Raw genomic sequence first — 20897 nt, 5'->3', positions numbered from 1 at the left:
ATTAGCGTAATATCCTAAAGTGTTATTTACATATTTGGCACTTCCTGCTTCATCAGCGTTCATCTGTAAATTTAATTTCCATAATCTTTTCCTCAAACTGCTCCGGAGGCACCAATGCTTTTGCTTTCATACGAGCCTTATAGGTATACACCGTATTTACCGTATAATCCAGTATGCGGGCAATGGTTTCCGTATCGGTAACCCCTAAACGGATCAGTGCAAAAATACGGAGCGAGGCGGTGAGCATTTCCCCTTCCTTTAACTCAATCTGTTCATCGGTCCTTAAAAGTGCATTAAAAGAGGAAACAAAGTTCGGAAAAAGGGTCAGAAAAACGCTATCCAGGGTACTAAACAGCTGGGTTTTCTCTTTTTGTATGTGCACATTTCCCAGCACCTGGGTGGCATCCTGATATTTTCCTAATTTAATGTTGTGCTGCGCTTTGCGTTTTACTTTATCGAGCGTTTCGATGTAGGAAGAACAGGTTTTAAAAAACAGGCCAATGAGTTCTTCCTTGATTCGTGATGATTCCCACAATTTGCCATTTACATCTTCAAGTTCTGTATTCTTCTCTGTAATGATCAGATCGTTCTGTTCAATCCGGATCATCTGTTTGCGGAAAAGCACCAACTGGAAAAGCAATACAATGGCCACCAGAATAAACAGCACAATTCCAATCCAAAGCATTTCCTTTTCATGCTGTTTTTCCTCTATCAACCTGCTTGCAATGAGCGGTAATACCGACTCGATCTGTGCTGCCCTGTTTCTGGTTCCATAAAAAGCGGCATTACCGAGCGCCTCCTGCATACATACATAAGCATCATCATTCCTGTTCATTTTAAACAGTTCCTGCCCCAGCAAAAATATGGCAAAGGTTTCCTTCGTTGCCGACCGGATATCGTTAATTGCCGCAAGCGTAAGCAACATCAATTTATCCTCGCCTGAATAGGCATGACTGATTCTGGTGGCGATGATCGCAATCTGGTGTTCGGATAGATCGTGATTCAACAAATAGCGGTAATAAAATGCTGCATCTGGCTGCTTAGTTTGCCCGGAGCCATGCAAAAAAGCAAGGTTAATGGTTTTTTCAAGTTCACTTGGGTCAATCAAACTCCCCGCCTTTTCAAATTCTTTTCGGGCAGCCTTACGGTAGCCCCTGGCATAATATGCATCATTATCGTAAGCCGCTATTTCATCGAAAAGCATGCCACGTAAATTTAGATAGTCAAAATGTAATTTACCTGGGCCGCCAATGGTATCTATTCCAGCAATTGTTTCAAAAGCCTCCTTATAAAAGCCCGACTTTACCAAAACTGTAGCTAGTCCCATCTGGCTTTGAATGAGGTATTGTTTATCGCTCAGCTGTTTTGAAAGCGCAATTAATTTATTAGCATTTGTAATAGCAGAATCAAAACGAAAAGAACTATACTCATTAAATAATGCAGATAACAATCTGTACCGCTCCAGATACCTGGGTGTGGCAATGGCCGAAAGCTGGTTACGCAGTCTGGCAATCTTTTGTTCTTTTTGCCGGATATAATTGTTTTCTGTTGAAAGTTCCAACCTGAGTACTTTCCATAAACTGTCCGCTTTTGAAGTTTGCGCATAAACGGGAAACACATAAAGGAGCGGAATAATAAATGCAAAAATTTTCTTTATCATCAATAATGCTGTTGGCCTGCGGCTCTGTACATAAACATACAATAAATTATTATTTAAGTTAAAATGCTGTTTCCATATCATGTTCCAAAACCAGTAATGTAGTAGCTATCTCCACTCGAACATTAAAAAAAGTCTTGATTTTAAAAACACAAAATATTCATAAAATACTATATTTCAGATATTTATAATTTATCTGATTTTGATTTAAAGAAAAGCGGGCCTTGGATGGAAACGATACCGTTTTTTGATTGCTACTTTTGGCTAAACCAAATAACTATCATTTCAAACTTTATGAGAAACAGATTTTTTATCCTGATGGCTGCAGGGCTTCCGCTCTTCACCACAGCCTGTCAGAAAAGTTCTCAGGGAGATACTATTCTCACCACACAGGGCACGGTGGTGAAGTATTTTCAAAACCCATTGCTCAATGGCGATCATGCCGATCCTTTTGTAGCCCAGAAAAATGGAAACTATTATTTTCTTTCAACTAAAGGTAACCGTGTGGCAATAGCTAAAACAACGGCCATGTCGCAACTCGCTGCTGCTACTGAAACCACAGTTTGGACCCCACCTGAAAATACCGATCATTCTGCCGACCTATGGGCACCCGAGTTACATTTTTTAGCGGGAAAATGGTATATTTATGTTGCTGCAGCACAAAAGGGTGTAGATGATAGTAACCGCATGTTTGTGCTTGAAAATGATAACGCAGATCCTACCCAGGGTACCTGGAATTTCAAAGGTAAAATTGCCGATCCGGCAAATGATCAGTGGGCAATAGATGGTTCTGTGGTTACAGTAAGCAATAAAAACTATTTCGTCTGGTCGGGCTGGGAAAATCCAACAGAGAAATATAAACAATATATCTACCTCGCGCCCATGTCGAACCCCTGGACCATCAGCGGGCCGAGAATCAAGATCTCATCACCAACAAACGACTGGGAAAAATGGGAACCCGCTTTTCTTGGTGCAGGAGTAAACGAAGCACCGGTTATGCTACAACGCGACGCCAACAGCCCCTTATTTATCATTTTCTCGGCCAGCAGATACAGCAGTGACCATTACTGCCTGGCCCAGATCCAGTTGAAAACCGGCAGCGACCCCGCACTTGCAGAAAACTGGATCAACAAAAAACAGGTATTTGTAAAGAGTGATAAAAATGCGGTCTATGGGCCTGGACATAATGGTTTTTTTACCAGTAGCCACACCGATAAAAACGGCACGGTGAAAACCGAAAACTGGTTTATCTATCACGCCCGCAGCATGCCAAATGATCCCGGACAGGCCAGAACGACAAGAATGCAGCAGCTTTCCTGGAAGGCAGATGGATCACCTGATTTCGGAACCGCCAACAGTACGGGGATAAACCTCCCCTGTCCCATCAACGAACAATAGGCCAATGAATATAACCCCATCTTATACTGTGCCGCTAAAGCGGCAAGATGGGCACTGTTTAGCCTTTTTTTATATCACTAACCGGATCAAATCATGTATGATGCCAAAAAAAACCGTGATCAACAGAAAGACCGCCGTCTATCTGTCAACCTATTTTAAACCACTAATTGAAAAAAAACTATTTAACCAGCTATGAGAAAACTTTTACACTACAATAAAGGAAGAGCTGCTGCCGGAAGCCTTGGTTTCCGTAAAGTGTTCTTCATCATGATGATCTGCTGTTGTTCTGCTGCCCTTGTGCATGCCAGCACGGCTAAAAAAAATATGCCTGACATATTTTCTGTTAACTATGCATTGAGAGATATCGAAGTCAGAGGAACCGTAACCGACACCAGCGGGGTCGGCCTGCCCGGCGTAGTGGTTAGCATAAAAGGCCGCACTGGCTATGGTGTAGTTACCGACGTTAATGGTGGCTACCTGATCAAAGTTCCTGAAGATGCAACGCTGGTATATAGCATGGTGGGTTTTATCCGGCAGGAAGTCACCGTCAGTTCACGCGGATTTATTGCGGTTAAGCTGCGCCAGAACCAAGCCATGTTAGAAGATGTGGTGGTAGTAGGTTACGGTACCCAACAGAAAAATAACGTTACCGGTGCACTTACTTCGGTGAGCTCAAAAGAACTGTTGCGCACCCCAACCGCCAGTCTGACCAACAGCCTTGCCGGACGTTTACCCGGTCTTTTAACCATACAGAGCAGTGGCGAGCCCGGGGCCGACGGCTCTGCGCTTTACATCCGTGGGTTTGGTACCTACCAGGGCAAAAGCCCCCTGGTGTTGGTTGATGGGATTGAGAACAGTATTGATGGTATTGATGCGAACGATGTAGAAACGGTGAGCGTTTTAAAAGATGCAGCTGCCACAGCTGTTTACGGTATGAAGGGTGCAAATGGAGTTGTACTGGTTACGACTAAACGGGGAAAAACAGGTAAACCACTTATTTCACTTACCGCACAGACTTCGCAACAACGTCCGTTCAATATGCCAGAATACCTTGACTCATTCGATGCGCTAACCTTGTTTAGGGAAGCCCTGAATAATGACGGATTGAATGCCAACCTTTACACCGATGCCTACCTGAATAAATTCCGCGACCGCAGTAATCCAACCTATCAATACCTATATCCGAATGTGAAATGGACAGAAGAACTGATCAAGCCCTCATCCATGATGAGCCAAGCTAACCTCAATGTTAACGGAGGCTCTTCAACGGCCAGGTATTTTGTATCCATGGCCTATTTAAAACAGGATGGATTGTACAAATACGATGACCTCAATGCCTACAATATCAATGCAGTAATGAATAAATACAACTTCAGAAGCAACATTGATATTGATCTTTTGCCTACACTAAAGTTGGAGCTCAATCTTTCAGACATTGTTCGCGATCGAAACTATCCGACAGAAACGGCAAGCGCATTCTGGTCTGAAATACGCAATACACCAGCTTATCTTTATCCTTTAACAAATCCAAACGGTTCGGTGTCCGGGCAAAAAGATTCACCGGCCAATCCTTACGGCCGTTTAACTCAGTTTGGATATGGACGCTTTTTTGAAAATACCTTAAGCTCAATTATCGGATTTACCCTAAAATTGCCCTTTGTTACCGAAGGACTAAGTTTTAGAACACGCTTTGCTTACGATGCGCAGAACTTCAGAAACATTACCCGACAACGCAATTATTCTACCTACAGGTTTATCACGAACGAAAATGAAACGGACTTGAGCAAAGGCAGGTATGAAGAACTGACCACAGGTGATGGTTTGCTCGGTTTCGCCATCGCTGCCAACGGTAGCCGTAAATCGACCTTTGAAAGTTACCTGAACTATGACCGGACATTTGCGCAGAAAAATGTGGTTTCGGGGATGCTCCGGTATAACCAGTCGCAAAGTTTCCTGGCCACGGCCACGGCTGATGGCGCCATCGCTGCCTTACCCTATAAACAATTAGGAATAGTAGGTAGGGTTAATTATTCATTTGACAGGCGTTATGTGCTGGAATTCGATGCGGGCTATAATGGTTCAGAGAACTTTATGAAGGGGCGGCGCATGGGCTTTTTCCCGGCGGCCTCTGCCGGATGGATCATATCTAACGAGCAGTTTATGAAAGATTCTAAAGTGGTAAGCCTATTGAAATTAAGGGGGTCTTATGGTATAGTAGGTGTTGATAACAGTGTTGGCCGCTTTGCCTACCTCAGTACCTGGCAAACCGGTAACGGCAGTGGCTACCGCTTCGGTCTGGCGGCAGATGGAGATGGCTACTCCGGTGCTCAGGAAAGTGCCACCGGGAATTCATTTCTCACTTGGGAACAGTCAAAAAAAACCAATATTGGTGTAGATTTCGAATTATTTAAAGGGCAGATCGCTTTTACCGGTGATGTTTTTACCGAAAGGCGCTCGCAGATCCTGACCACGGCAGCCATCATTCCAAATGTAACGGGTGTTCAAAATTTACCTGCCATCAATGCGGGTATTGTAGACAACAAAGGTTTTGAAGGGGAAATTACCTTCCGCAAACGTTTCGGCAGCCACAACCTGATGTTACGGGGCTCCTATTCTTATGCCACCAACCGGATACAATATGCTGCCGAGCCGATATATGCATTGCCATACCGGGGATTAAAAGGTACGCAGATCAATGAAGCTTACGGCCTCACTGCACTTGGCTTATTTAAAGATGCAGCAGATATTGCTGCAAGCCCTACCCAGCAATTTGGTGCCGTTCGCCCGGGTGATATCAAATACTTTGACCGAAACAATGACGGTGTGATTAATAGTCAGGATGAAGGTTATCTGGGCCAGGTAACCACCCCAAAATCAATTTTGGGTTTAACGGTGTCCTACACTTATCAAAACTTTGACCTGAATGTCCTTTTCCAGGGTGCTGCCGGAGGAAAACTCTGGTTAACCGGTACTTCCGCATGGGCTTTCGCCAGCAACAGCTCTGTGCTGGCCGACTATATGGACGGACGTTGGACCATCCAGAATCCTGACCCAAATGCCAAATGGCCAAGATTATCTTCATCCAACAATGTAAATAACAACCAAAACTCAACCTTCTGGCTTAGATCATCCAATTATGTAAGGCTTAAAAATGTGGAGGTAGGATACACATTGCCCAAAACCTGGATCAAAAAAATCGGACTCACCAATATCAGGGCCTTTGCCACCGGATCAAATATTTTTACCTGGTCTGAAATGAAGATTTTCGATCCGGAGCGAACCAATGGCTTTGGAGACTATCCTCAAATGCGCGTAATCAACTTAGGAATAAATGCTTCATTGTAATCCCATGAAAAACATAATCAAGCTGCTTTTGGCAGCACTACTATTCAGCAGCACGTCCTGTAAAAAATACCTGGACGTTGTTCCCTCCGAATATTCGAGCGAAAATGATGTTTATAACAATATCAATCTGACAGAGCAGGCGTTGGCCCGTCTATACAACGCACTACCGAATGAGCTGACCTCACCCTTAACTGCTGCAACAGATGAAACCTACCACCACTGGTTCGATAATGGAGAGGCGGTAGATGCCTACAAATATAACCTTGGCGCATGGAGCACCAATGATAATCCGTATGGTAACTGGTCTGGCAAATACCAGGATATCCGCAGGGCCAATATCTTTATTAAACGCATAGACGCAGTTCCTGTACCGCTGGATCGGGAAAGTTATTATGCGATTTGGAAACCACGTTACAAAGCTGAGGCCCGTTTTCTTCGCGCTCAATTTTACTTTGAACTTTTTAAACGCTATGGAGCGGTTCCATTAATTACCAGCTCAAACGATGTAGACCCCGGGAACCTGGAAGATACCCAGGTAGCACGTAATTCGGTAGATGAGGTCGTAAATTTTATCACTTCAGAATGTGATGAAATTTCAGCTGCATTGCCACTCACTCAGGAAGCGGCACAAACCGGCCGCATTACCCGGGGCGCGGCACTGGCACTAAAAGCACGGACTTTGCTGTATGCAGCCAGCCCGCTATTTAATGGCAATCCCATTTACGCCAGTATAAAAAACAAAGATGGCAAAGTGCTCTTTAACAGTAGTTATGATAAAGAAAAATGGAAAAAGGCCGCAGACGCAGCAAAAGCGGTTATTGATTTGGGCATTTACAAACTGTATGCGCCTTTTCCAGATAATCCGGTACAAAATTATGCGGCACAGTTTTACACGCGCGATTATACCGAAACCATCCTGCAGCGCATCCTCAGTAATTCTACCGATATTGATGGTAATTATCTGCCCAATGGCTCCCCTTTTAAGGGAAATGGAAAACTTACCCCGTTACAGCAGTTTGTGGATGCTTATGAGATGAAAAATGGTTATCCGATTAACCAAACAGGTTCTGGCTACAATACTACCGGGGTTTGGAGCGGGCAGTTATGGGATGGCCTGAAATTTCAAACGGTAAGTAATATATCCAACATGTACAAAGATCGCGACCCACGGTTTTATGCCAGTATCTTTTTCCAGTACGATGTGTGGCGGTTCGACGCCACCAAGCGCCCGGTAAGACTGGCCTGGTATGGCGCCGGCAACGGCATAACAGATGGTTGGGCAACGGGCAAATCGGGTACAAATCCCTGGGGTTATAATGTCCGCAAGTTTTTGTCGCCCGGTTATGATAGAAATGCCAATTCAGGTACCGGCACGCGTAACTTTCCCATTTTCCGCCTGGCAGAAATATACCTGAACTATGCAGAAGCCATGAATGAATATCTTGATGCACCAGACCCCTCTGTTTATCAATACCTTAATCTGGTACGCAGTCGGGTGGCCATGCCCAACCTGCCCATTCTGCCTGCAGACAATACTAAAGGTGGTATGCGCAACCGGATCCAAAATGAACGCCGGGTAGAACTGGCATTTGAAAGCCACCGGTTCTGGGATGTAAGGCGCTGGCTAATTGCCAAAACAGTAGATAATGCCCCAGCATTAGGACTAAACGCCCGTCCTTCAGCAGCTGAACTGAGCAGTACAGGGCTGGATGTATCCAGCGAGGCGGCGGGGGTGGCTGTATTTTACAAAACCGTTATCTTGCAAAACCGTGTCTTTGCAGATAAACACTACCTGATGCCCATACCACAATCAGAAATTGATAAAGATCCAAACCTGGTTCAAAATTATGGCTGGTAAACCGACAAAAACCCGGAAGGGATAGTCGTTCCGGCAGCTCTCCAATGCATGCAGATGGTTCCTAAATCTGCATGCATTGTTTATTGTTACGATCCTCCCCTATATAATATCATGTTATCTATCATACAACATGGTGTTCAGGTCTGAAACGATCTATTTACTTCACTAAAATTTTTATTTGAGGCTGTTGAGTATCAGCACATACAATGATCAAGGTTAAACTTTGTACAAAGCTCAATCAAAGCTATTAATGCCAATTTTTGGAAACAATACCTTATTACCTGCTGGGTTATGATTAAGTTGTCCAATCCAGAAAACAATCTGATCTTTAAAAGATAAGGAATAGTCTTTTTGGGTATACTTTTGATAACCCGAATTTTAATACTTGTCATAACGATTCATTTTTGCATTGCTATTTCAGGACTAAACAATCATCACCGTCCTATTTAAATGCATCAATATTAAATCTGGCCGTTAATTTATTTTAAATTGCATTATTATTCATCTTAATTATTGAATGTTCGAAATTTTAATAAAACATATTCGTGATAAGGTTGATTTGAACCAAACGGATCTGATCTTGCTGAAAACTTTTTTTACGGGTAAAAGGCTCAAACGGAAAGCATTTTTGTTACGCGAAGGGGAAATCTGCAATCATCTCGCATTTGTAAGCAGCGGCATCCTAAAGTCATTTGTAAGCGATGAAAAGGGTCAGGAACGGATCAATCTTTTTGCTTTTGAAGGCTGGTGGATTTCTGATTTCAATAGCTTTATCAACAGGGAAAAAGCCCTGCTGAATATCAGTGCTATCGAAAATGCCGAATTGCTGCTCATCAGTTTTGATGATTATGAAGCATTAACGCTTCAGATTCCATTAATGGATCGCTATTTCAGAATCCTGTATCAAAATAGTCTGGTTACTAAAGATCGCCGGCTAATGATTTCCAATAAGTCTACTGCAATGGAAAAGTATCGCTCGCTGGTACACCATAATCCCGATATGGTTAAAAGAATACCACATACCCTTATTGCTTCCTATTTAGGATTAAGTCCGGAAACGGTTAGCAGGATAAGAAAAAAGCTATTATTTCATGAATAATTTTTCTATAATAAACTCTTGATCCTGGTCAAGTATTTTACCAAAGGTCTCTTCTTACTTTTGTGGTGATAAGAGAAATTTAACAAAAGGCATCAATTATGGAAAATATTGCATTGGTTGTGGGTTCAACCGGAATTACAGGAAGCAATCTTGCTGAGGAATTAATCGCACAAAACTGGACTACTTATGGTTTGGCAAGAAACCCCGGCATCCCTATTAAAGGGTTAAAAACTATTCAGGCTGATCTGCTAAATGAAGAAAGTTTATCTGTTGCACTAAAAGATGTTTGTCCTACTCACGTTTTATTTACCACCTGGATGAGGAAAGATAATGAAACAGAAAACATCATTGTTAACAGCACCATGGTAAGCAATCTGCTCAATGCCTTAGCTCCTAAAAAATCAGTTCGCCACGTAGCATTGGTTACCGGTTTAAAACATTATCTGGGCCCTTTTGAAGCCTATGCGAAAGCAGGAATATGGCCTGAAACACCGGTGAGGGAAGAACATCCCAGGTTAACCTACCCCAATTTCTATTATGCTCAGGAAGATGCAGTGTATGAAGCGGCAAACAGGGACCATTTCACCTGGAGCATTCACCGGCCGCATACCGTTATAGGCTATGCCATCGGCAACCTGATGAACATGGGCATTACATTAGCTGTTTACGCAAGTATATGCAAAGAAACAGGTGCAAAATTTGTATGGCCAGGTTCAGCAGCCCAGTGGAATGGGATATCAGATGTGACTGATGCTAAAATATTGGCAAAACAGCTTATCTGGGCCTCTACTGCAGAAAATGCTAGAAATCAGGCGTTCAACATCACCAATGGAGATGTTTTTAGATGGAAATGGTTATGGGAAAAAATAGCAGCTTATTTCGGAATTGAAGCAGATGGTTACGACGGTTCCATCAGGCCGCTGGAAAAAGAAATGGCAGATAAAGAGGATATCTGGGGCCGGATGGCCGCTCAATACGGCCTGAAAGAAAGCAATCTTCACCGGTTGACTTCAGCCTGGCATACCGACCTCGATTTAGGAAGGCCGCTGGAAGTGATGACCGATATGTCTAAAAGCAGAAAATACGGTTTTACTGCTTTTGAAAGCACGGAAGATTCTTTTGTCAGCTTATTCCAGAAATTGAAACAGAAAAAGATCATACCTTAAAACCACAGCATACCAGACTAATAAAGCCTACCGATTGGTATGGCGTTTTATTTTTACAGGATAAAATACCGTACAAAAAATTCAATACAGCGCTTTAGCAAATCTCAGGCCATCATATCGGTGAGCAATGCTGCTATACGCTTATCGCTCATTGCGGCCACCCATTCTTCTTTGGACTAGGATGGTGAAGGCCAGTTTTTCTTTCTGTCCACCGCTTGTTCCGCCTGAACATTCATAAAATTCCTTTTCCGTTCTATCCGAGCAGAAACGTTCGCTGGCGTTGAATTCAAAATAATCAGGTCTTTGAGGCCGAAAAACAAATTAATATGATAAAGATTCAATTTTAATTGCTTCGTTGTTAATTACTTATTTAAAATATAAAAAGTACATTCTAAATAGTTTAAAATATATTTTTACATATTAAATAGAACTTCTATATTTGCAGCTCATTAAAAAATGAGCCTCGGTAGCTCAGTTGGATAGAGCAACGGTTTTCTAAACCGTGGGTCAGGGGTTCGAATCCCTTCCGGGGTACAAAAAAAGCTTTCAGTGAAAACTGGAAGCTTTTTCTTTTTCTAGACTTTGTTTAACTTTAACCAACAAATTGCAGTGTAATTTTAAGTCTATTTTTTTTATAGGTAAATAACTATAAGTTTAACACCTAAATTAAGCGTCTTCCCCATTCCAGATATCATCATCTGCTTGCCTGATTTCGTCATGACTGGAGGTTATACTCTTTAATTCTTCGTGGTGATAGTTTCTTTCCGGATTTTCGGGCAATCCGCTATCGTGATCCAGCGGTACTTTCCTCAAATGTTCAGGCTTTTTAACCTCTGGTAAATCGTCATGCACAACAGAAGGCGTTAAAATTTTCTTCTTGGGATTATTGCTGTTTTCCATAATTTTAAGAGACTCAAATTTCAAGCCACAAGCAAAGGTGAGTTAAAATTTTGGCAATTGGGGTGTATTTATGGATAATAAGGATCAACGATAAGTGTTTGGCGGTTGGCGAAAAGCGGATACAAGAATGCGCACGAATAAATCAATGTTTATCTGTGCGCATTCTGGAAGACCCCGAAATGAATTCAGGGTGACGGCTGCTTATTTAGTTCCGATACTCTGGGTTAATAATTCCCTGTAACCCCGATTTCTAATCCCCTTAGTTCGGCCAAACCTCTTAACCTGCCGATAGCCGAATAACCCGGATTGGTTTCTTTTGCAAGGTCATCCAGCATCTGGTGACCATGATCCGGACGGAACGGAATCGATTTATCCCGAAGTGCATTTTCTTCTGTTAATGCTTTCATGATTTCGTACATGTTTACATCGCCACCTAGATGATCTGCTTCATAAAAACTACCATCTTCATCTTTTTTAACATTACGTAAATGCGCAAAATACACCCGCTCTTTAACCGCATTGAAGATTTCTAATGCATTATTCCCCATACCGGCACCCAGAGAACCCGTACAGAAACAAACCCCGTTAAAAGCCTGGTCTACTTCTTTGATAATGTAATTAAAATCATCCAGTGTACTTGCTATCCTTGGTAAACCCAAAATCGCATAAGGAGGATCGTCCGGATGAATGGTCATTTTAATGCCTTCCTCTGTACAAACCTCAGCAATAGCAGATAAGAAAAATTTCAGATTTTCTTTTAAACCCTGTGTACCAATAGCTTTGTATTCATTAATACTGTTACGCAAGGTATCCAGTTCGATTTCTTTCTCGTTGGGGATCCCCATTAATACATTGATCCGAAGATTAACCAAATCCTGTTCTGACAAGGTAGCAAATTTAGCTGCAGCCCGATCTAAAATAGATTTCGAATAATCAGCTGCTGCACCTTCCCTCTTTAAAATATAAAGATCAAAAATAGCCAGATCGATCCAGTTAAAATAAAGCGCTTTCGATCCATCGGTCATTTCCAGGTCCAGTTGCGTACGTGTCCAGTCTAAAACCGGCATAAAATTATAACATACGATCTTAATTCCGCTGGCCGAAAGGTTACGCAAAGAGGTTTTATAATTCTCAATATACTGCCCGGCATCTGCTCTACGTGTTTTAATCGCTTCGTGTACGGGAACACTTTCTACAACTGACCAGGTTAAACCGGCAGCCTCAATAATGGCTTTTCTTTCCTGAATATCTTCCAATGGCCAAACTTCGCCATGTGCAATATGATGCAATGCAGTTACAATACCTGTAGCGCCAGCCTGTTTAACGTCTTGTAAGCTAACCGGATCGTTTGGCCCATACCAACGCCAGGTTTGTTCTAATTTTTTCATTATATAATATATGATTACACTGATTTATATGATTACACCGATAATAGTTGGAGCATTACACAGATATTTAAACTCCGGAGAACGCAGTAAATCCTCCATCTACTTTAATATTTTCGCCGTTTACAAATTTAGAGGCGTCACTTAGCAAATACACCAATGCACCAATTAACTCTTCAGGAGCACCGAAACGTTTAAATGGTGTTTTATAAATAATGGCCTGCCCTCTTGCAGTTAAGCTACCATCTGCATTGGTCAGTAAAGCCCTGTTTTGGTTGGTGATAAAAAAGCCTGGAACAATTGAGTTGATCCTGATTTTATCCTGATAGCGGTTGGCCAGTTCTACAGCCATCCATTTGGTATAACAATCTATTGAAGTTTTGGCCAATGAGTAACCCAATACGCGTGTGATGGCCTGGTTAGCCGAAACAGATGAAATATTCACGATACTTCCCCCATTTTTTGCGATTTCTTTACCAAAAATCTGCGTAGGCAAAATGGTTCCAAATAAATTGAGGTCAAATGCCTGTTTCAGGGCCGGAATATTAAGATCAAAAATATCACTTCCTGGCTGAATCACAGCTTCCGCCACATTTCCACCCGCTGCGTTTACCAGGGCATCTATGCGGCCAAATTCTTTGATAATGTTTTCATTCGCATCAAGCAGGTTCTGCTCATCCAATACATTAGCAATTATATAAATGGCTTTTCCTCCTGCATTTGTTACATCAGTAACCCTTTGTTTTGCAGCCTCTTCATTTCTTCCTATAACAACAATTACAGCACCAGCGGCACATAATCCATTTACAAAAGCCTCACCCAAAACACCCGTAGCACCTGTAACCACTACCACCTTGTTTTTTAACGAAAACAGGCCTTCTATTTCTTTTACCATTTATTTAGTTCTTTTATTTATTCTATACCCTTACAATGGCGTGTGTAAACTACTTGCTGTTGCAGTCTCACATTTATCCATAAATTATATTTTATAATCTGATGATCCGTTAATCAACAGATTATGGTTCTTTATTTATTTATATTTAACCTGCATCTGGTCATAAAAATCTTTTAATACATAAAACGCTTTCTTTTTCTTACCTGTTTCACTGATTAATCCTTTGCGGTTCCAGAAATTCTGATAAATTGGATGTTGTCTTCTTGGCGATCTGAAGTCGGTTAAAATCCATGGCGTCATCCCGCGTAAAGCACCGATTTTGCTCAACATCGTAATCTGGTTTTTATACAATGCCTCCTGGTACTCTTCGCTCCAGCGGGTATTTTCATCAGCATGGAACCCGCCTAGTGCGTCGCCACCAAATTCAGTCACTACCACAGGTTTTTTATATTTGATATCGAAATTGTATTTGGTAATTTCCGATGGATTACCTCCCCAGTACCAGCCGGCATATTCATTAAAACTAACCAGATCAATTTTTTCGCCCAAAGGATCGTTTAAAATGATCGTATTCCCTTCTCGGTGCACCTCTAAAGCAGCAGCCACCAAACGGGTATCATCTAATGTGCGGGCAGTTTCTGCCAGATTACTCATAAAACTTAAACGGGCATCACTAAGCGGGGTTTCATTCCCGATCGACCAAACGATTACACTGGCCCTGTTTTTATCGCGTACAATTAAATCAGTCAATTGTTTTTTGGCATTGGCATAGGTTGCCGGGTTGGTCCAGCTAATGGTCCAGTAAACAGGCACTTCGGCCCAAACCAATAGTCCCATTTCATCGGCAAGGCGAATCATCTCCTCGTTATGCGGGTAATGTGCCAGCCGAACGTAGTTACAATTCATGTCTTTTGCCCATTGCAACATCATCCGCATATCCCCTTCTGAGCGTAATCGCCCGGCTAAAAGAGGGTTTTCATCATGAAGTGATATTCCTCTTAAAAAAACAGACTTACCATTTAACAGGATGCTATCGCCATCAACCCGAATAGTCCTGAAACCAATTTTATCATTAATATTTTCTTTATCGGTTTTAATATTTACGGCATATAATTTTGGTGTTTCGGGCGACCATAAGCTTAAATTGTTCCAGGTAAACTCATCAGCAATTTTACCTTCGCCATCGGTTTTATATTTCTTTTCGAGCTTAAGCTCAGGGATAGAAAGTGTGATTTCCTGTCCGGCAGTGGCATCGGCAAGTTTTACCGAAAAACTTAACAGGTTATTATTTCCTTTAACGAGCTGAAGTTTGTAATCACTGATAAAATGCTCAGGAAATTCTGCTAAAAAAACATCACGTGTAATGCCTCCATAATTCCACCAATCGGTATTTACAGTGGGAATTTCATCCTGTTTACGGATATTATCAACTTTAAGCACCAGGGAGTTTTCGCCAGCTTTTAAATTATTGGTTACATCGAACTGAAAGGGCGTAAAACCACCTTTGTGTACCCCTAGTTTTTTACCGTTGAGATAAACATGGGCTTCGTAATTTACTGCACCAAAGTAAACGAAATATTTTTTCCCTTTTTCGGGTTTTGCATCAAACTTTTTACGGAGCCAAACATTGCCCTCGTAAAGCTCTAATTTTTCTGATTGCGAATTCCAATCACCTGGAACATTCATTTGAGGCGAATGATCGAAATCATACTCAATCAGCTCTGACTTATCTTTCTGAACTTTATCATCATAAAAGCCCCCGGATCCGGTTTTCGATTGATCGTATGGATCATGACGATAATCATAATAACCATTTTCGTAAGGATCGACAATATAATTCCATTTACCATTAAGACTCTGGATTTTCCGGCCCTGAATATTCTGTATAGCCGTAACCTGACCGTAACTGAATGATGAAAGAAGCGAAAAGCAGATTAAAAATACGCTATAGGTTGTTTTTAGCATAACTTAAGTTTTAATATTATTAATTGATCGTTTCAAAACTAACAATTAATTGCGGACGGTTTCTCTGTCGCTAGCCTAAATTTGAGCAAGATTCTGTTTTTGCTTGGTTTATATTGTGATAACGAATTTAGAAAAGCTTAACAGATTAAGTGGTTTTAAAAAGGCCAAAGCGCGATAAAATCTACTGAAAATACATTTCAAACGTTTGAAATAATTGCTTTTTTTCTTAATTATGTACTGAGATTGGAAAAGATGATGAACAATACCCCTGTTACACTGAAATTCCTGGCTGAGAAGTTAAAGATGTCAGTTTCAACAGTATCAAAAGCCCTTAACAATTACCCAACCATAAACGCATACACCAGGCAGCGTGTTCAGGAAATGGCACGCGATCTGCATTTTACGCCGAATAAATCAGCTATCAATTTAAAAGAAAAGAGATCGCGCATTATTGGCGTTATTTTACCCAATCTTTTAGATCACTTTTTTACCAGGAGTATTTATGGAATAGAGCAGTTTGCCACACAAAATGGATACAATGTGATTATCAGTCAATCTCACGATGAGCTGGAAAAAGAGATTCAATCTGCAAATATGCTGTTACGGAGCCGGGTAGATGGCTTAATTGTGGCTATTTCGAAGTATACACAAGATTTTGCACACCTAAACCAGTTCGAAAACATAGGCATTCCGGTAGTATATTATACCCGGAACCCGAGTTTTAACCTCAACTGCCACAAAGTATTGTGCAATACTTTCCAGGGCTGTTACCAGGCTACCAAGTTTCTAATAGACAGGGGGCATCAGAAGATCGCTTATTTGGGTGGCCCCAAAATGATTAATTTCACGCACGATCGCTTTAATGGCTATATCAATGCCTTAAAGGATAAAGAGCTACCTTTTTCATCAGAATTAGTTGCTTATACCGATTTTGATAAGGAAAATACAATCTCGGCAATTAAGAATTTGTTCATCTATCCGGAAAATAAACCCACTGCACTTGTGGCTTTTAAAGAACCTATCTTATTCGATGCGATCAAATACCTAAAATCCACCAACCACTTGAACACTAACAAATTGGAATGTATAGGATTTGGCAACACTTCTTTCATCAGTTATCTCGATTCACCCCCTATCGCCTCTGTTGAAGAAAACCCCGAATCGGTAGGTGAAAATGCAATTTCTTTATTGATACAATTGATTAACAAAGAAATTGATATTCATAATTACCAAAAAGTAATGGTCGATTGTAAGTTGATGGTGCACGGGTAAATGCGGGTAGTGTATAGCGGCTGGCGTTTTGCGCGCAACTTTATATCCACGCGATCGTCATGCTGAATTTATTTCAGCATCTTTATCTATTAAGACCCTGAAATAAATTCAGGGTGACGACCACTCACACAAAAAAACGGACGAAATATTAATTCAGCGACATCGCACTGCTATTCAATTGATTTCTATGTTTTTCATGATATACAAACGCAGCCACAATCAACAACCCTGCAACACCTTCAAAGGCGACTACAACCTGGGTACCAAAAATATGCGCCAAATAACCCATCAATAAACTTCCGATCGGCAATACCCCCTGGTAAGCCATAATATAATAACTTAAAGTCCTGCCCCGCATGACATCATCGGCGTGGGTTTGCAAATAGGTATTAATAGATGAAGTTTGCGCCATTAAGCCTAAGGCAGCCATACTGGTGCAAATTAAAGCCATAATAAGTGATGGGGATATAGCCAGCGCCACAACAGAAATAGCCAGCAGCACACCCGACATCATAACAATTTTCTGTAGATTTTGGCCTGCCTTTAAAGTAGCCATATAAATTGCCCCGAAGAAAGCCCCAAGCCCTGCAGCACTTTCAAACCAGCCAAATGTTGTGGCATTTCCATTAAAAATATCTTTTGCAAAAACAGGCAACAAAGTAGTAAAAGGGATTACCAATAAACTCGATGCGGCCATCATTAATACCATAGAGGCCAAATCCGGAGATGATTTAAGATAATCGTAGCCTTTTTTCAGGTCGATCCAGATATTTTCTGTCGATTTTTGATGCCTGGTGAGTTTCAGTTTCATCATAACCAAACAACCTAATACCGCAATAAAGCTTACGAAATTGATCAGGAAACAGATATCTTCACCCCAGGTACTTAAAATTATTCCTGCCAATGCCGGCCCGATCAACCTTGCCGCATTAAACATTGAAGAATTGAGGGCTATGGCATTGGGCAAATCTTCTTTATCATCAATTAAATTTACCATTAACGATTGTCGGGCGGTAACATCAAAAGCATTTACCAGGCCCTGAACCAGCGCAAGTGCTGCAATCCAGAACATATCGTACACCTTAAACCAGATCATTAAAGCCAGAGCACCAGCCTGAAGCATCAGTATGACCTGGGTAATCACTAAAATCTTATACTTGTTATGCCTGTCAACATAGCTCCCTGCATAAGGCGCCAGTACCAGCGAAGGGATTAAACTTAAAAAAGTAATCAGTCCCAATAAAAATGCCGAACCTGTTAAACGGTAAACCAACCAGCTAATGGCAACACGCTGCATCCAAGTACCTATTAATGAAATGGCCTGGCCTGTAAAAAATAACCTGTAATTGTAATGTCTTAACGAACGAAAAATACTCATAATCAAAATAGTAAAGTAACTTTACAAAAGTATAAAATTCTAATTAAACTGTAAAACAAAAAGTACGTCTTTTTATCACGCTATCATCATAATTCACACACCTAATAAAAGCTCTTTAGTTCATCTATAGAAATAAAACCTTATATTTGTAAAGTTTATTTACCAATAATATGCCTACTCAAACACAAGAGATTGCCGCAAAATTAAGAAGCACCGTTACCCGCTTAACCAGGGAGTTACGCAAGCAAAATGTAAGTTCAGACTTTAGTAACGCTGAATTACTGACCATGTCGTTATTGGAACAACATGGCAAAATGCTTTCTACAGAACTGGCAGACATGGAAAGAGTATCCAAACAAGCCATTTCGCAGATCATTAACCGCCTGTTTGATGCTAAATGTGTAGAGCGCTTTCCAAGTGAAGAGGACAAACGAAAGGTTTTTATCGGCTTAACCAAACTTGGCGAAAAACATATTGTTGCAAGTAGAAAAATAAAAGAAGAATGGCTGGTACAAACCATGGAAAAAATCTTTTCTTCTGAAGAAATCAACCTCATCCAGGCTTTTTTACCCTTGCTTTCGCGTTTAGTAGAACACAATGGTGTCAGAGTATAATTTTCTTTTTTGCTTCGCCAAATAAGCCTTATCTTGCAACCTCAAAATGGCTTTATATTTTACATCAATCAATTCAGGCAGTAATGGCAATTGTTACTATATAGGTAATGATAATGAAGCTGTTTTGGTTGATATCGGCCTAACCTGCAAAGAGGTTGAAATCCGGATGAACCGTTTGGGTTTGCCTGTAAGCAAAGTAAAAGCTGTTTTTATCTCGCACGAACATAGCGACCATATTAAAGGGTTAGCTGTTTTTGCTAAAAAATATAAACTCCCGGTCTACATCAGTACAGCTACCTTAAAAAGCAGCCGGCTTCTTTTGGATGCAAACAATACCTTTTCATTAAACCATCAACAACATATTCATATTGGCAACTTAAAGATTACCGCCTTTTCTAAAGTTCACGATGCCGCTGATCCTTATAGTTTTACTGTTGAATGTAATGAAGTAAGAGTTGGGGTTTTTACAGATATTGGCTCAATATGCGATCGTTTAATTAGCCATTTCAAAAACTGTCATGCCGCTTTCTTAGAAGCCAATTATGATGCAGCGATGCTGGAGCGTGGTAAATATCCTTATTTTTTGAAAAGAAGGATTACAGGTGGCCATGGCCACCTGAGCAATGCACAGGCACTGGAACTTTTCATCAACCACAAAGCGCCATACATGAGCCATCTATTACTGAGCCACTTATCAAAAGATAATAACAACGCTGACTTAGTTGAAAGTCTTTTTAAAAATGTGGCCGGTGATACTCTTGTAAAAGTAGCTTCGAGACATGAGGAAACAGCGCTCTATTACGTTAGCAACAGGCAAAATACACCTGAAGTTTACAACTTCGATCCCAGCCTATACCAACCCGAGCAACTTAACCTGTTTTAACATCTCAGCGTCAAAAATATCCCGCCTTTTTCCATCAATTTGGTTACAGTATCGCCCATTTTACGTTATAAATAGGGATTGATCTGTTAACGCAATATTATCAACTAATAAATTTATTTTTTTCAAAAACTTTTTAGCTAAACAGGCGTTTTATTTAAACTTCATAAATAGTTTGTTTGGTTTATTGGGGCTTATGGATTTAAGCCCCTTTCTCTTGCCCAAAATTCTCCAATCTCTCCTATATTGTGTATAAAAAAAGGCAAAATGGCTATACCACTTTACCTTTTAAATAATTTGCAGAAGAAAGAAATTCATCTCCCCTCTTACATAATCCATTTTACATCCTTTTACAGGTTTTTTACGATCGCCTCGTCAGTAGGTTTTGTTTTAGAACGGAAACGGTGTACCAATTCTCCTTTTTCGTTGATTAGAAATTTCTCAAAATTCCATTTAATATCACCCTGCTCTTCAGTATTGGTCTGAGAAGTTAAATACTTAAACAAAGGACTGATATCATCGCCTTTAACACTGCTTTTTTCTGCAAGCAAAAACGAAACATTATACTTCCCGGTGCAAAACTCTTTAATTTCTGCATTAGTAGAAAATTCCTGTCCGCCAAAGTTACCCGCCGGGAAACCGATTAATACGACCTTTTTACCATATTGTTTCTGAAGTTTTTCTAAATCTTCATACTGTGGCGTAAAACCACATTTAGATGCAGTGTTAACAATTAGGATTTTTTTGCCTTTAAATTTAGAAAGCTTAATTTCCTTACCATCAATGGTTTTAAAGCTGAAATCGTAAACATTTTTTGGTGGAGATACCAATAAGTTTAATAGGATTAGAATAGTGCTGATCATCGTTGTTTTTATTTTTATATACGAATATAGGTACAAAACGGTTGTCTTGATGTAATGTGGCTGTAAATTATGTGATATCCATAATTAAAGCATTTGAGGTATTGCCAATAAGGCGGCTATTTGTCATAAATCATTATTTCTTTTGATCAAGAAATGAGCGCGCAGTAGTTCTTCGCAGTTGTAGCCCTGCTATCGCTTATAGTCCCCGCTGCGCTGTGGGCT

General features: G+C 40.8%; 15 protein-coding genes and 1 tRNA gene. 9 read left to right on the top strand and 7 right to left on the bottom strand.

Annotation, left to right across the window (positions count from 1 at the left end):
- Positions 1-52: 52 nt before the first annotated feature.
- Complete coding sequence (locus tag FFJ24_RS06950) at positions 53-1660, bottom strand: DUF6377 domain-containing protein (RefSeq protein ID WP_138824043.1); 1608 nt, start codon at positions 1658-1660, stop codon at positions 53-55.
- Positions 1661-1951: 291 nt separating this feature from the next.
- On the opposite strand from FFJ24_RS06950, the gene FFJ24_RS06945 reads away from it, so the two are divergent.
- The 6 genes from FFJ24_RS06945 to FFJ24_RS06920 all read left to right on the top strand — a co-directional run bounded on the left by FFJ24_RS06945 (position 1952) and on the right by FFJ24_RS06920 (position 11057).
- Positions 1952-3055 (top strand): family 43 glycosylhydrolase, encoded by a 1104-nt coding sequence (locus FFJ24_RS06945; protein ID WP_168202405.1) that lies wholly within the window; start codon positions 1952-1954, stop codon positions 3053-3055.
- A gap of 192 nt (positions 3056-3247) precedes the next feature.
- Positions 3248-6400 carry a TonB-dependent receptor gene (locus tag FFJ24_RS06940; protein WP_138823810.1) on the top strand — a complete coding sequence of 1051 codons (3153 nt, stop codon included), beginning with the start codon at positions 3248-3250 and terminating at the stop codon, positions 6398-6400.
- Positions 6401-6404: 4 nt separating this feature from the next.
- Complete coding sequence (locus FFJ24_RS06935; RefSeq protein ID WP_168202404.1) at positions 6405-8258, top strand: RagB/SusD family nutrient uptake outer membrane protein; 1854 nt, start codon at positions 6405-6407, stop codon at positions 8256-8258.
- 517 nt (positions 8259-8775) lie between these two features.
- Entirely contained in the window at positions 8776-9357 is a 582-nt protein-coding gene (locus FFJ24_RS06930) for a Crp/Fnr family transcriptional regulator (protein ID WP_138823806.1), read from the top strand.
- 98 nt (positions 9358-9455) lie between these two features.
- Entirely contained in the window at positions 9456-10523 is a 1068-nt protein-coding gene (locus FFJ24_RS06925; RefSeq protein WP_138823804.1) for an SDR family oxidoreductase, read from the top strand.
- Between the two features lie 460 nt (positions 10524-10983).
- Positions 10984-11057: transfer RNA gene (locus FFJ24_RS06920), tRNA-Arg, on the top strand.
- Positions 11058-11189: 132 nt separating this feature from the next.
- Here FFJ24_RS06920 and FFJ24_RS06915 read toward each other — a convergent pair.
- The 4 genes from FFJ24_RS06915 to FFJ24_RS06900 form a co-directional block, all read right to left on the bottom strand.
- The gene (locus FFJ24_RS06915) at positions 11190-11423 is read right to left on the bottom strand and encodes a hypothetical protein (RefSeq protein ID WP_138823802.1); all 234 of its coding nucleotides are present in this window, start codon (positions 11421-11423) and stop codon (positions 11190-11192) included.
- 224 nt (positions 11424-11647) lie between these two features.
- On the bottom strand, positions 11648-12811 hold the full coding sequence (gene uxuA, locus FFJ24_RS06910) for a mannonate dehydratase (protein ID WP_138823800.1): 1164 nt from the start codon (positions 12809-12811) through the stop codon (positions 11648-11650).
- Between the two features lie 67 nt (positions 12812-12878).
- Positions 12879-13703 carry an SDR family oxidoreductase gene (locus FFJ24_RS06905; protein ID WP_138823798.1) on the bottom strand — a complete coding sequence of 275 codons (825 nt, stop codon included), beginning with the start codon at positions 13701-13703 and terminating at the stop codon, positions 12879-12881.
- Positions 13704-13838: 135 nt separating this feature from the next.
- A complete protein-coding gene (locus FFJ24_RS06900; RefSeq protein WP_168202403.1) occupies positions 13839-15668 on the bottom strand; it encodes a glycoside hydrolase family 2 protein in 1830 nt (609 codons plus the stop codon).
- A gap of 252 nt (positions 15669-15920) precedes the next feature.
- On the opposite strand from FFJ24_RS06900, the gene FFJ24_RS06895 reads away from it, so the two are divergent.
- A complete protein-coding gene (locus FFJ24_RS06895) occupies positions 15921-16940 on the top strand; it encodes a LacI family DNA-binding transcriptional regulator (RefSeq protein ID WP_138823796.1) in 1020 nt (339 codons plus the stop codon).
- A gap of 148 nt (positions 16941-17088) precedes the next feature.
- Here FFJ24_RS06895 and FFJ24_RS06890 read toward each other — a convergent pair whose 3' ends face one another.
- The gene (locus tag FFJ24_RS06890; RefSeq protein ID WP_138823794.1) at positions 17089-18318 is read right to left on the bottom strand and encodes an MFS transporter; all 1230 of its coding nucleotides are present in this window, start codon (positions 18316-18318) and stop codon (positions 17089-17091) included.
- 170 nt (positions 18319-18488) lie between these two features.
- On the opposite strand from FFJ24_RS06890, the gene FFJ24_RS06885 reads away from it, so the two are divergent.
- Together FFJ24_RS06885 and FFJ24_RS06880 are read left to right on the top strand one after the other, a co-directional pair.
- On the top strand, positions 18489-18932 hold the full coding sequence (locus FFJ24_RS06885) for a MarR family winged helix-turn-helix transcriptional regulator (RefSeq protein ID WP_138823792.1): 444 nt from the start codon (positions 18489-18491) through the stop codon (positions 18930-18932).
- Positions 18933-18978: 46 nt separating this feature from the next.
- Positions 18979-19815 (top strand): MBL fold metallo-hydrolase, encoded by an 837-nt coding sequence (locus FFJ24_RS06880; protein ID WP_138823790.1) that lies wholly within the window; start codon positions 18979-18981, stop codon positions 19813-19815.
- 347 nt (positions 19816-20162) lie between these two features.
- Here the strand turns inward: FFJ24_RS06880 and FFJ24_RS06875 are convergent, their stop codons facing one another.
- Entirely contained in the window at positions 20163-20675 is a 513-nt protein-coding gene (locus tag FFJ24_RS06875; protein WP_057934336.1) for a glutathione peroxidase, read from the bottom strand.
- Between the last annotated feature and the right edge of the window lie 222 nt (positions 20676-20897).

The organism is Pedobacter sp. KBS0701 (assembly GCF_005938645.2).
Classification (GTDB): Bacteria; Bacteroidota; Bacteroidia; order Sphingobacteriales; family Sphingobacteriaceae; genus Pedobacter.
The sequence above is the reverse complement of the archived record's forward strand: the minus strand, read 5'-3'. Positions and strand labels throughout refer to the sequence as shown.